Source organism: Rhodoferax ferrireducens T118 (assembly GCF_000013605.1).
In the GTDB taxonomy this organism is placed as follows: Bacteria; Pseudomonadota; Gammaproteobacteria; order Burkholderiales; family Burkholderiaceae_C; genus Rhodoferax; species Rhodoferax ferrireducens.
Window position 1 is genome coordinate 3,318,320 of sequence record NC_007908.1, and the last position, 12,802, is coordinate 3,331,121.

General features: G+C 61.0%; 9 protein-coding genes and 2 riboswitches. Of the genes, 2 read left to right on the plus strand and 7 right to left on the minus strand.

All coding sequences use genetic code 11. The features are described 5' to 3' along the window. Positions 1-226: 226 nt before the first annotated feature. The 7 genes from RFER_RS15220 to RFER_RS15250 all read right to left on the minus strand — a co-directional run bounded on the left by RFER_RS15220 (position 227) and on the right by RFER_RS15250 (position 9,470). On the minus strand, positions 227-1,996 hold the full coding sequence (locus RFER_RS15220) for an adenosylcobalamin-dependent ribonucleoside-diphosphate reductase (protein ID WP_011465288.1): 1,770 nt from the start codon (positions 1,994-1,996) through the stop codon (positions 227-229). 90 nt (positions 1,997-2,086) lie between these two features. After that, positions 2,087-3,946: a sensor domain-containing diguanylate cyclase gene (locus RFER_RS15225; RefSeq protein WP_011465289.1), complete on the minus strand. Its 1,860-nt coding sequence runs from the start codon at positions 3,944-3,946 to the stop codon at positions 2,087-2,089. Beyond that, positions 3,933-6,566, minus strand: coding sequence for a chemotaxis protein CheB (locus RFER_RS15230; RefSeq protein WP_011465290.1), 2,634 nt, complete (start codon positions 6,564-6,566; stop codon positions 3,933-3,935). Before RFER_RS15230 ends, RFER_RS15225 begins: the two co-directional genes overlap by 14 nt. A gap of 113 nt (positions 6,567-6,679) precedes the next feature. Continuing rightward, positions 6,680-7,099, minus strand: coding sequence for an acyl-CoA thioesterase (locus RFER_RS15235; protein WP_011465291.1), 420 nt, complete (start codon positions 7,097-7,099; stop codon positions 6,680-6,682). Next, entirely contained in the window at positions 7,096-7,689 is a 594-nt protein-coding gene (locus RFER_RS15240; protein ID WP_011465292.1) for a chorismate--pyruvate lyase family protein, read from the minus strand. The genes RFER_RS15235 and RFER_RS15240 overlap by 4 nt, the downstream gene beginning before the upstream one ends. Further along, the gene (locus tag RFER_RS15245; RefSeq protein ID WP_011465293.1) at positions 7,686-8,597 is read right to left on the minus strand and encodes a DMT family transporter; all 912 of its coding nucleotides are present in this window, start codon (positions 8,595-8,597) and stop codon (positions 7,686-7,688) included. The genes RFER_RS15240 and RFER_RS15245 overlap by 4 nt, the downstream gene beginning before the upstream one ends. Before the next feature lie 90 nt (positions 8,598-8,687). Beyond that, on the minus strand, positions 8,688-9,470 hold the full coding sequence (locus tag RFER_RS15250) for an SDR family oxidoreductase (protein ID WP_011465294.1): 783 nt from the start codon (positions 9,468-9,470) through the stop codon (positions 8,688-8,690). Between the two features lie 136 nt (positions 9,471-9,606). Here RFER_RS15250 and RFER_RS15255 point away from each other — a divergent pair, with 136 nt between their 5' ends. Continuing rightward, positions 9,607-11,298: an electron transfer flavoprotein-ubiquinone oxidoreductase gene (locus RFER_RS15255; RefSeq protein WP_041792512.1), complete on the plus strand. Its 1,692-nt coding sequence runs from the start codon at positions 9,607-9,609 to the stop codon at positions 11,296-11,298. An 8-nt stretch (positions 11,299-11,306) separates the two neighbouring features. After that, a riboswitch (glycine riboswitch) is annotated at positions 11,307-11,410 on the plus strand. Between the two features lie 22 nt (positions 11,411-11,432). Beyond that, positions 11,433-11,573, plus strand: a riboswitch (glycine riboswitch). 68 nt (positions 11,574-11,641) lie between these two features. Continuing rightward, positions 11,642-12,787 carry a glycine cleavage system aminomethyltransferase GcvT gene (gene gcvT / locus RFER_RS15260; RefSeq protein WP_041790829.1) on the plus strand — a complete coding sequence of 382 codons (1,146 nt, stop codon included), beginning with the start codon at positions 11,642-11,644 and terminating at the stop codon, positions 12,785-12,787. Positions 12,788-12,802 lie beyond the last annotated feature (15 nt).

The following is a 12,802-nucleotide window of genomic DNA, read 5'->3' on the forward strand; positions in this document are numbered from 1 at the left end:
ACAGACCGATCAAACAAATGACTGGATCAACGCCAAGCTGCGCGTGTACGTCCCACCTTTAAACACGCGGCCAAATGTGGCGGTTGGCTCCCCTTTCCGCCCCGGCGGGGGTGGAGAGGGGCTGGGGGAGAGGGGGGGAATACAACGCAAGAAGAAAAGAAATCGTCCGCCAATGACTTGACTGTTGGATCAGCGGACCAGCCAGTGAAACCCTGCAGCTAACCAATCAAATCAGGGCGGTCGGTGTATGGCCCTGGCGCTCGACTGAACAGCCTTTGAGCCCCAGCTCCCACGCCTGTTGCAACACCAGTCCCACATCCTGCACGCTGGCACTCGCTGGCAGGTACACGGTTTTGGACAGCGCGTTGTCCACGTGCGACTGCACCGCTGCCATCAGCTGCAACTGGTCTTCGGCGCTCACATCCGCGGCTTGCACAAAGTGCTTCGGCCAGGGCGCATCCGGTCCGTGCAGGGCTTGGTACTGGCGGCAGGCGGCGTCCTCAACGTCAAAAAACACGGCCTGCCCTTCAGCCCCGCGCACCCGGCGCATGGCCTGGAAAGCCCGCATGGGCTCAATGCCGTTTGACACATTGTTGGCCAGCAAGCTGATGGACTCTGTGGGTGCCACCGCCAGCAGGTGGCTGTTGCGAATGCCGTGTTGCGCGATGGCATCCTGCAGCGCGCGGTCGAGTTCCAGCACAAACGGGCTGGCACCATATTTGAGCTTGTCGCAGGCGGGGAACGCGCCTTTCTCCTGCGCCAGCTCGACCGACGTACGGTAGGCGGTATCGCGGATAGCACCCATGATTTCGCGCGTCAGGTCAATGCTCGCCGCTGAACCGTAACGCAGGCCCAGCATGGCCAGCATATCGGCCAGCCCGGTGACGCCCAGGCCAATGCGTCGGCTGGCCAGCGCACTCTTTTGCTGCGCTTTCAGGGGGAACAGGGAGATGTCATACACGTCGTCCAGAAAGCGCGTTGCCACTGCCGCCACGGCCCGCAGACCACCCAGATCGACACTGGGGTGTGCGGCAAACGGCTGCTGGACAAAGCGGCTCAGGTTGATCGACCCCAGATTGCACGCGCCCCAAGGCGGCAGCGGCACGCCCCCATCGGGGTTGGCCACCGTCAAATGCTCGTCATACCAAAGATTGTTGGCGCGGTTGATCCGGTCGATGAACAGCACGCCCGGCTCGCCACTGGCGTGTTGGGCTTGCAGCAGTTTCTCCCACAAGGCGCGCGCGGGCACGCGCCGGTGCACCATGCACAGTTGCGGTGGTCCGCCGTCAGACCAGACGCGCTCGCACACTTCGCCGCCGACCGGAATCGGGTGTTCGCCCAGCGGGAAAACCAGCGGCCACGGACCGTCCTCCTGCAGCGCCTGCATGAACTCATCATTCAACAGCACCGACAGCTTGAAGTGCGACAAGGCACCGGTGTCGAGTTTGGCGTCAATAAAAGCTTCGATATCCGGGTGATCACAACGCAGCGTCGCCAGCATGGCGCTGCGGCGCCGGTTGCCCGCCTCCAGCACCGCGTTGGCCGCCTGCCAGACGTTCATGAACGAGACCGGCCCGCTGGCTACCGCGCCACTCGACTGCGCCAGCGCCAACGCGGGGCGCAGGGTAGAGAAGTCGATACCGATAGCACCGCCGGCCTGCAGGCACTGCATCGCCTCGCGCAGCGCATTGAAGATACCCTGCACCGAATCCTCGATGGGCCCCATGGCCAGGCAATTGAACAGGGTCACGCGGCGCGAGGTGCCCGCGCCGGCCAATATGCGCCCGCCCGGCAGGAAGCGCCAATCGCTGAGCATCGCCAGAAAACGCTCGCGCCAATCATTCTGGTGGTGAGGTTCGGCGCCCGACACGGCCAATGCCACCCGCGCCCAGGTGTTCTCAATAGCGGGCTCCGGCACGCTGCCCGGCTCCGCCCACAAGTAGCGGGTGCGCCAGACATGCTCTGAAATTGCAGTGTCAAAGGAAGACTTGAACATGATGTGCCATCCAGATTTCGAGATGGTTTTAGCGTAGCCAGCGCCCGACGCAGGCGCTTGATGATTCGCAAAGGCGTCGCTAAGAGTGCGCTAAGGGGCTCCAGCCGGCCCCACTTCAAGGCGGTCGCGCCCCCCGTCCTTGGCTCGGTACAGCGCCGCGTCAGCCAGGCTCAACAGAGCGGCAAACGAAGTCTCGCTCGACAGACAGCCCGCGCCAATGCTGACCGTGTACGCGATGAGGTGGCCATTGACTTGCACCGGGTCGGCACGAACGCGTTCAACAATGCGCTGCGCCAGTGCGCGCCCGCCTTCGAGCGGGGTATTGGGCAACAACACCGCAAACTCCTCGCCACCGATGCGCCCAATCAGGTCGGACTCGCGCAACACACCGGTCACGTTTTGCACAAACTTTTGCAGAATCACATCGCCTGCGGCATGGCCATACCGGTCGTTGATGACCTTGAAATGATCCAGGTCCAGCATCAGCACCATCAGGGGCAAGGCATAGCGAATCGAGCGGACCACCTCCTGCTCGGCCAGGTTGAAGAAGTTGCGTCGACTCAGCGCGCCGGTCAGGGTGTCCCGATTGGCCAGCGTCAGGCTGTTCAATTCGGCGGTCTTGATTTGGGTCACGTCTTCATGGCTGACCACCAGTCGCTCCTCGCCATCGTGCACCGGTGTGACTTTCAGGCTGAACCAGCGCTTGTCCAGCGGGGTAAAAAACGGCTGGACCAGCTGAAAATAGGGCAGCTCGCCGGCCAGGACCGCGGTGATGCCGGCCTGCGCGGCCTGCACCGTTTGAGGGTCCTGTTCGGTCAGGCAACCGAGAATTTTCAGATAGCTGCCCTCCTGGCAACAGGGGCGCGCTGCAAACCCGCTGTCAACGGTATATTGCCGCCACGCCGCATTGGTTTGCATCACCGTACCCGCCTGGTCGAGCACCGCGATATGGGCCGCCAGGGAATCAAACACCGCCTGCTGGAAATGGCTGGCAACCCGCAAGGCCTCTTCAGTCATTTTTTGCTTGCTGATGTCGACATGCGTGCCGATCATGCGCTGGGCGTTACCGTGGGCGTTGCGGCTGACGACGGCGCCGCGGGAAAGCACCCACTTCCAGCTGCCATCCTTGCATTGGCCCCGGAATTCAATGAATGTGCTGGCAGTCTTGCCGCTCAGGCACGCTTGATGCTCGCTGATCACACGATCCTTATCGTCGGGATGGATGCGGGAAACCCAGTCATCAAGGTGGTGCCCGTATTCTTTCTCGGCAAAACCGTAGAGTTGCTCGAAACGCCTGGAAAAAATCTGCTCACCCGTCACCACGTTCCAGTCCCACACACCATCGCCGGCAGCCTCCAGCGCCAGCTTCCAGCGTTCCTCGCTGGCGCGCAACTGTTCTTCTGCCAGCCTGCGTTCGGTGATATCCACCAGAATGATCTGCCAGCCCTGGGCCGGCCCCAACCCTGCCACCTTGATCTGCACATGCGAGACCAGCGGCCCTTTGTTGGAAAACGTCAACTCACTGCTTTGCACGTCACCGGAGTTGGTGGCCTGCGCCAGCAAGGCATTGAACTGCGGGCGGTCGACGTCGGCCACGAAGAGCCCGAGCCGGCTCCCCAACAGGCGGGCGCGCTCGCGGCCCAACAGACTGGCCCCGGCGAGATTCAACTTGGTGATGGTCCCGGCGGCGTCGAGCGAAAAAATGCCGACCGGCGCAAAATCGTTGAACTCATTGCTTTGCGTGAGCGCCGACTCCAGTTGCATGCGGGTCGTGTTCAGGTGCTCGTTTTGCAGCTCCAGCTCAATTTGATGGATTTCGAGTTCTTCAAATAGACGTTGTGCTTCCGCGACGCTCAAGGCCTTGGCCGAGCTGGCGGTGCGCCCCAGGAATCGCTTGCGGGCGAGTTCGCGCAATTCGTCCATGCTCAGCGGGTTTCTACGAAATCCCATCACCATTCCCCTGTGGTTTCGAGTTGTCAGGCTGCGCCGCCAGCCGGGCTTGCGTGGCCCGCAACTCGGCTTCAAGCTTTTTGCTCTTGGAAATATCCGAAAAGGTGATCACCAAGCCGTCAATCCGGTTCTCCTGCGTGCGATAAGGCATGGTGCGCACCTTGTACCAGCGGTCATCGACCGTGGGTACATCCTTTTCACAAAAAACCAGCGTACGCAAGACGTCATGGGCGTCCTGCACCAGTTCGGGGTAGACCAGGTCAGAGACGATGTCGGTGATGGGTCGTCCCATGTCGCCCGGAATGAGCTTGATGACGCGAGTGGTTTGTGGCGTAAAGCGCCGCACATGGAGCGCATCGTCCAGAAACAAAGTGGCAATTTCAGTGCTGTCGAGCAGGTTTTTCATGTCGTTGCTGGCGCGCGCCAGGTCGGCCACTTTGGCCTGCAATTCATAGTTGACCGTCTGCAGTTCTTCGTTCATCGATTGCATCTCCTCCTTGGAGGTGGTCAGTTCCTCGTTGGCGGACTGCAACTCTTCGTTCAGCGACTGCAACTCTTCGTTGCTTGATCTCAGCTCTTCCTGCGTGGTTTGCATTTCTTCGCGCATTGATTTGGCATCCTCGCGCGACTGCCGTAGCGCCTGCAACAGGGTTTCGACCTGGGTGCCGTCAATGGCCAGGTCGACGCCTTTGGCTTGGGAGAGGCGGTGGCGGGGCTTGGGGACGTCAAAGAAAACAATCAGCGCCAGCCCGCGCAGGGCTGCTGGCTCCTGCAAGGGCTGGACGATGACATCAACATACTGCACCCCGGTCTCGCTGTTAATTTTGATATTTTTGCGCGTGGCCAGGGTTTTGTCACGTAGCGCCCGGTGAAATGCTTCGCTCAACGCCTGGTTGAGCCCGTCGCGCGCCATGGCGAACAGATTCAGGCTGGGCTTGCCCGCAGCGGGCTCCAGATAGCCACCGGTTTTGCCGCTGAAATAAAGCGCGTCTCCCTTTTCTGTCACGAGCACCGCCGCTGGCGCGTAACGCTGCAATACCAGCGTTTCCACCAGGACCTTCAGGCTGGGCGTGGTCGCCGAGCCGTCGCTCGTCAATGCGGCTGCGCCCGCCCCCGACTTGCCATGCGCCTGCATAAACGCCGCCGGAACACCGACTCGCAGCGCCCGATCCGGCGCGTCCAGGCGTCGGTAAAGCCGTGATTTGCCCGGCAAGGGGGCAAATAATTCAGTGGCGGCACCAATCGACTCGGCGCTACCCAGCAGCAAGAAACCGCCCGCACCGAGGCTGTAATGAAACAACTGCATCAGCGTCGCCTGCAACTCGGCTTCCAGGTAGATCAGCAGGTTGCGGCAACTCAACAGGTCGAGTTTTGTGAAGGGTGGATCGACAACGAGGTTGTGCTCGGCAAAGATCACCATCTCGCGAATTTCATTGTTGATCCGGTAGCCGGCAGCGTCCTCCACAAAAAAACGGGCTAGACGTTCTTCCGACACATCGGCGGCAATAGAACGCGGGTAGATGCCGTTGCGTGCCGTGGCAATGGCGTCGCGGTCCAGATCAGAGGCAAAAATCTGAAGCGTAAAGCGCGGCTCTGGCTTGGCTAACTCCAGCGCCTCCTTGAAAACCATGGCCAGCGAATACGCCTCTTCGCCGGTCGAGCAGCCGGGCACCCAGGCGCGCAGTGCGGCACCCTGCGGGTGCCTGGCGAGCAGCACTGGCAGGACCTCGTTTTTGAGCTGATTCCATACCGAAGAGTCGCGAAAGAAACTGGTCACCCCAATCAGCAACTCATTAAACAACAGCTCGGACTCGTCCGGGTTTTCACGCAAATAGCGCAGGTACTCGGAGACGTGCGGCAGTTGATGCAGGCCCATGCGGCGCTCAACACGCCGCAAAATGGTAGATCTTTTGTAAAACGAAAAATCGTGCCCGGTCTGGTTGCGCAGCAACACAATCACTTTATCGAGAAAACCGTCGTCCTTTTGATCCGATTGAAGCCGGACGTCGGCTGCGACGGCAAGCTGACTGCGCCCCGCATAGGCCATTATTTTGAGCGGCAACTCCTCGGCCGGGGCCACCACATCGGCCACACCGGCATCCAGTGCACTGCGCGGCATGCTATCAAACTGGGCGCTCGCGGGCGTTTGCACAAAGCACGCGCCAGCGGCCTGGCGGATGGCGCGCAGGCCCTGGGTGCCGTCTGAACCCATGCCGGAGAGGATGACGCCGATGCTGTTTTGCTGCTGGTCATCGGCCAGCGACTTGAAAAAGAAATCAATCGGCAGGCGCAGACCGCGCAGCTCGGGTGGCACCATCAAGTGCAACACGCCCTTGAGCAAGGACAGGTCTCGCCCCGGTGGAATAACGTAAACATGGTTGGGCTCGACCAGCGTCTGGTCCTGCACCTCGGCCACCGGCAGCGGGGTATGACGTTGCAGCAACTCCACCAGCATGCCTTCGCGCTTGGGGTCCAGATGCTGCACGATCACATAGGCCAAGCCACTGTCAGGCGGCACCTGCGAAAAAAATTGCTCCAGCGCCACCAGACCCCCGGCCGAGGCGCCGATACCGACGATGGAGAAAGGTCGCTCCCTGGGCGCTAAGCCGTTTCTGTTCAATCAACCTCCGATGCGCGTCTGTTCAAGCAATTACCGCAGACTGTACACAATCTTGCAACACGATCTCAATAAGAACGGGGCTGGGGGCTGGAGCCTGACTTTGTCTATTTAAACTAGCTCACCAGTTCGCGCATCCAGTCGGGCAACGTGGTGGCCTTTTGCTTCGGAAAATCGACCCAGATGGTGGTGGCGCCACCGGCGGCGTAAATCACACCCGGCTGGTCAGCGCGCTCCAAGGTGGCCCAACTCTCAAAGGTGGTACGACCGGGGTCGCTGACGTACATTTTCATCACGACGTCGCCGGGGTATTCGAGCTGCTTGTAGAAGTTGCAGAAGGCGTTGACGATCACCGGACCTGAACCGTGCGGGTCCGGCATGCAGCCGACGGAACGCATCCAGTCGATACGACAGGTTTCCAGATAGCGGAAGTAGGTGGTGTTGTTGACGTGGTTCATCGCATCCATGTCGCCCCAGCGAATCGGGATGAGCATCTGGAAGACGAGCTTTTTTTGCTCTGGAATCTCGAATTTCATGGTTTTGTCCTTGGTAATGCGGGTGGCCCGCGGCGTGTCTTGGTGGTCAGCCAGCCCCAGGGCGCGTGTGGTGCTGCAAACACTTCCATCACCAGCAGCGGTGCCGCGCCGCGCGTGAAGACCGAGCGCCGCGCGGGCAGCACGCGGCTGGCCAGCGCTGCGCCGGTAGCGCCCAGCCAGGCGTGTGCCACATGGCGATGCAGCGAACTGGCGACTTGCAGACTGGCAAATTGCAGCGGCGTGCGCGCGATGCCGTGTTGCCCGAACAGCACATCGGCCAGTGGCCGCGTGCCCAGGCCCCGGATGGAGCGCCACGGCCCTTGTGAGTGCGGGTGTGCGGTGACGCTGCGGGCAAACACCACGGCGACCTCGTCCACGCGCAACAGCACCTCGCGCACATAGCCGACCTTGAGTCTGGACAGACCCAGGGCGCTGGCCTCATCGGGGTCTAGCGCTTGCAGACCCTGGCTGAGCACCTGCACGCTAAAACGCTGGCCCGCAGCCGCCAGCCGCGCGCTGAGCGAGCCGGTCGCACCGACCCAGCGTTTGCGGTTGCCGCGCTGCACATTGCGCTTGCTCCAGACCTTCATCGATGGGCCCGGATGCTGGCCAGAATGCCCAGCGTAAAAAGCACGGCGGCGAGCAATTGCAGCGCGCCGGGCCAGGCCTGGTCCCACAAAAACGAGTAACACAGGGCAAACAAGGTCTCGCTGACAATCAGTTGGCCGCACAGACTGACACTCAGGCGCTGACTGGCGATGTTCCACAAAATACTGGCGGCCCACGCGGAGCCCACCCCGGTTACTATGCAAATAATAGCTGCTCGTACAGGCTGATCAAGGGCTAGCATCGCTTTGGACTCTGAACCTGCAAGCAGCCAGAGCAGCGCCGCGCCAACACCGGTGGCCATACCGAGCCAGTTGGTCCACTCAGTAGCGGAAACCTCCGGGTGGCGCTTGAGCCAGGCCGCGTTCAGGATGGCAAACGCCGTCCAGCACAGCATCGCCGCCGTCGCCAGTGCAACACCGCTCCAGAATTGGGTGCCGTCAGGCTCAATCGCCAAAGCGCCTGCTGAGTGCGCCGTGAACGTGGCGTTCATCATCAGCAGCAGACCGGTTGCCGTGAGCAGCAAGCCGGGCAACAGGGACGACCATTTCAGCCCCAAGGGTTTGCCCAGCAGCATGACCCACAGCGGAATGGTGCCAATGATGAGCGTGGGCACCTCGGTACCGGCACGCCCAATCGCCAGTGCCAGCAGCAGGTAGTAGCCGGTAGCGCCGAGCACACTCATACCGAGGGCCGTGACGGCCTGGCGCGCCGTGGGCAGTTTGTGGTTGGCCCAGGTAAACGCCATCGACAACGCCGACATGAGGCCGTAGCTGACAAAACGACCGGCGGTGAGGTCAACCGATGACAGCCCCGGCGTCATGCGCGGCACCACAAACACCAGCCCCCACAAGGCGCCCGCAGCGAGCCCGGCCAGAATTCCCTTCAGCATTCACAATTTCCCGCCGGGCCGCCCCAAGGGAAATTAGCCCCCTCGGGGGGCAGCGCCGCCCAAAGGGTGGCAGGCGTGGAGGCCATATTCCTAGACGCCAAAACCATCGTCGGCCGAGATCACAGCGCCGTTGATGAAATGGCTTTGATCCGAACACAGCATGACCAGCACAGCGTCCAGGTCTTTGGCCTGCCCAACGCGTTTGCGTGGCAGCATCTGCACCAGTTTTTTACCCTGTTCGGTGTGCCAGTGCTGGTGGTTGATCTCGGTGTCGATGTAACCGGGGCAAATGGCGTTGACATTGATGCCAAACCGGCCCCATTCCAGCGCCATGGCGCGGGTCATTTGCACCACCGCTGCCTTGCTCATGCAATAGACCCCAATTTGCGGCAACACGCGCAGGCCCGCCATCGAGGCAATGTTGACGATGCGCCCACCCGTGAAGGTGCCGGGTGCCGCGCCTTTGGACCGCGCCAGCATGCGCTTGCCAACCTCTTGCGCGACAAAAAAAGCGCCCTTGACGTTGGTGTCGAACACATAGTCATAGTCGTCCGGTGACACGTCCTGCAGGCGTTGCGTGGTGCTGACGCCCGAGTTGTTGACCAGGATGTCAATCGAGCCGACTTCGGTCTCGGCATGCGCCACGGCCGACTTGATGGAGTCGATGTCGGTCACATCGAGTTCAATCGCATGGGCGTCGCCGCCCTGACCTTCGATTTCGGCGCGCAAGTCCTTCAGTTTGTCCAGTCGGCGACTCGCCAGCACCACGGCGGCACCGGCGCTGGCCAGGGTTTTTGCAAATTGGGCGCCCAGGCCACTGGAGGCGCCGGTGATGAATGCCACCCGGCCTGAAAGATCAATGTTGTAAGCCATTTAAAGTATCTCCATCAATAACAAAAGAACGATCGTTCTATTTTGCAAAATCAACGCCTAAAATCACTTCTGCGTTCGACAATCACGGGTCGCGGTCCATTCCCGGACCATGCCCCATTATCAGATGAGTTCAACCATGACAAACCAGGAAATCTTGGCCCAGTTTGGCCCCCGCGAAGCGATGGAATACGACGTCGTTGTTGTTGGAGGCGGCGTTGCCGGCCTGTCCACCGCCATCCGCCTCAAGCAACTGGCCACTGAAAAAGGCCAGGAGCTGTCGGTGGTGGTGCTGGAAAAAGGCGCCGAGCCCGGCGCCCACATCCTCTCGGGCGCCATCATGGATCCCGTTGCCATGAATGAACTGTTCCCCGACTGGAAGGCCATGGGCGCGCCCCTGAACCAGCCGGTGACCGATGACGCCATGATGTTCCTGAGTGAAACCTCGGGCTATCGCACGCCCAATTTTCTGCTGCCCAAATGCAGCCATAACCACGGCAACTACATCATCAGCCTGGGCGAGCTGACGCGCTGGCTGGCGACCCAGGCCGAAAACATGGGCGTGGAAATATTCCCCGGCTTTGCCGCCGCTGAAGTGCTTTACAGCGAGCAAGGCGCCGTCAGAGGGGTCGCCACCGGCAATATGGGTGTGAACAAGGAAGGCGAACCGGGCGAGAATTTCCAGATCGGCATGGAGCTGTTGGCCAAATACACCATTTTTGCCGAAGGCTCACGCGGTCATCTGGGGCGCCAGCTGATTGCCAAGTACAAGCTTGACGAGGGCTGTGATCCGCAAAGTTATGGTTTGGGCATCAAGGAGGTTTGGGAGGTGGACCCCTCGCGCCACCAGCCTGGGTTTGCCATGCACACCGCAGGCTGGCCGCTGGACAACAGCACCTACGGCGGCTCCTTCATGTACCACATGGGGGACAACAAGATCGCCTTGGGCTTCATCACCGGGCTGAACTACCAAAACCCATTCTTAAGCCCGTTCGAGGAGTTCCAGCGCTGGAAAACCCATCCCAATGTGCGCTGGTATTTTGAGAACGACAAGGGCGAAGTCACCGCCAAGCGGCTGGCCTATGGTGCGCGCACCATCACCGCCGGCGGTTTGCTGGCACTGCCCAAGACCGTGTTCCCGGGCGGCGCCCTGGTGGGTTGCGAAGCGGGCTTCCTGAACGTGAGCCGCATCAAGGGCAGCCACACGGCCATCAAGACCGGCATGCTGGCAGCCGAGGCGGCGTTTGAGGCCGTCACGGCCGGACGCCAGCATGACGAACTGAGCGCCTATCCCGAGGCGTTTGAGAACAGTTGGGTCTATACCGAGCTCAACAAATCGCGCAACTTCAAGGCCTGGTTCAAGTATGGCTTGCGCATCAGCACCCTGATGAATGGTTTCGAGCAGTTCGGACTGGGGGGCAACATGCCCTGGACCATTCACCGTGACAAGCCCGACCATGCCTACCTCAAGCCCGCCGCCGAGTGCCAGCCCATTGTTTACCCCAAGCCCGACGGCAAGCTCACCTTTGACCGCTTGAGCAGTGTCTTCATCGGCAACGTCAACCATGAAGAAAATCAGCCCGCGCACTTGACACTCAAAGACGCGTCGGTGCCGGTTGCCATCAACCTGGCCAAGTTTGCCGGCCCCGAGGCGCGCTACTGCCCGGCCGGGGTTTATGAGTTTGTCAAGAACGATGACGGCACCGACCGACTGCAGATCAACGCCTCCAACTGCGTGCACTGCAAGACCTGCGACATCAAGGACCCGACGCAGAACATCGTCTGGGTCACGCCCGAAGGGGGCGGTGGACCCAACTACGCGGGGATGTAGTTGTAGAATCCCGCGGGTCAGGAGAGAGCCGCCCCTTGAGGTGGCCGCCGAAGGCGCAGAGTTGCTGATCGCAGCAGTTTGAACGCTCAGGCAAAAGGACTGACAAACGCTTCAGACGTCGCAAGATGTCGGAGCGATTCCCCACTGGAGAGAGGTCACCGCCGGCGCTTGGGTGCTGCGGCTGATCCACCGAAGGAGCAACCCGCAGTCTGTCAGCCAGCATGGCATGCACAGGCGCGGCGAATCTCTCAGGTAAAGCGGACAGCGGGGGCAGCCCATGGCTTGGACAGCAGTCGAGGCCATGGAATTTGACATGCCCCTTTTCCTTTATTGGAGTTCGCTGATGACGACCGCGCTTGAGAGCCTTCTGAAAACCCCGCTCAACGACCTGCATGTGTCTCTCGGCGCCCGCATGGTGCCCTTTGCCGGCTATTCCATGCCGGTGCAGTACCCGGCAGGCCTGATGTTTGAACACAAACATACGCGCACCGCCGCAGGCCTGTTTGACGTGTCCCACATGGGCCAGTTGCGCCTGGTCGGGCCGGACGCTGGCGCCGCGTTGGAGAGCCTGATTCCGGTCGATGTGATCGATTTGCCGGTCGGCAAGCAGCGCTACGGCCTGCTGCTCAACGACGAAGGCGGCATCATCGATGATCTGATGTTCGTCAACCGGGGCAGCGATATTTTTGTCATCGTCAACGGCGCCTGCAAGGCCGGTGACATCGCGCACATTCAGGCCAAGATTGGCACGCGCTGCAAGGTCATCCCCATGCCGGAACGCGCCCTGCTGGCGCTGCAAGGCCCGCTGGCCGTAACCGCCCTGTCACGGCTGGCACCGGGTGTTGAAAAGCTGGTGTTCATGACCGGTGGCAACTTCACCATTCAGGCGGGCAATCAGCGCATTGACGTGTTCCTGACCCGCAGCGGCTACACCGGCGAAGATGGTTTTGAGATTTCGGTGCTCGATTCCCAGGCGCAGGCGCTGGCGCAGGCACTGCTGGCGCAACCCGAAGTCAAACCGATTGGCCTGGGCGCACGCAATTCGCTGCGGCTGGAAGCCGGACTGCCGCTCTATGGCAACGACATCGACACAACGACCACACCGGTTGAAGCGAGTTTGCAGTGGGCCATGCAAAAGGTGCGCCGCGCGGGTGGCGCGCGCGCCGGTGGTTTTCCGGGTGCTGCAAAAATACTAGCACAACTCGAAGGAGGAACGGGGGCTGCAGCCCGAAAACGTGTTGGACTTTTGGCACTGGAGCGCATTCCCGTGCGCGAACACATCGAATTGCAGGATTTGAATGGTCAGCACATTGGCGAAGTGACCAGTGGTTTGCTTGGCCCCACCATCGACCAGCCCATCGCCATGGGCTATGTGCCAACCGCGTTGGCTGCCTTGGGCACACGCATCAACGCCATCGTGCGTGGTAAACCCGTGCCGATGGAAGTGGTGGCGATGCCGTTTGTGCCGACCAACTACTTCCGCGGTTAATTTTCTTGTTTCTTC

Excerpts from the sequence above, each read along its gene's own strand:
- RFER_RS15250 (WP_011465294.1), bottom strand. The coding sequence starts at position 9,470 with ATGGCTTACAACATTGATCTTTCAGGCCGGGTGGCATTCATCACCGGC.
- RFER_RS15240 (WP_011465292.1), bottom strand. The coding sequence starts at position 7,689 with ATGAAGGTCTGGAGCAAGCGCAATGTGCAGCGCGGCAACCGCAAACGC.
- RFER_RS15255 (WP_041792512.1), top strand. The coding sequence starts at position 9,607 with ATGACAAACCAGGAAATCTTGGCCCAGTTTGGCCCCCGCGAAGCGATG.
- RFER_RS15220 (WP_011465288.1), bottom strand. The coding sequence starts at position 1,996 with ATGTTCAAGTCTTCCTTTGACACTGCAATTTCAGAGCATGTCTGGCGC.
- gcvT (WP_041790829.1), top strand. The coding sequence starts at position 11,642 with ATGACGACCGCGCTTGAGAGCCTTCTGAAAACCCCGCTCAACGACCTG.
- RFER_RS15225 (WP_011465289.1), bottom strand. The coding sequence starts at position 3,946 with ATGGGATTTCGTAGAAACCCGCTGAGCATGGACGAATTGCGCGAACTC.
- RFER_RS15235 (WP_011465291.1), bottom strand. The coding sequence starts at position 7,099 with ATGAAATTCGAGATTCCAGAGCAAAAAAAGCTCGTCTTCCAGATGCTC.
- RFER_RS15245 (WP_011465293.1), bottom strand. The coding sequence starts at position 8,597 with ATGCTGAAGGGAATTCTGGCCGGGCTCGCTGCGGGCGCCTTGTGGGGG.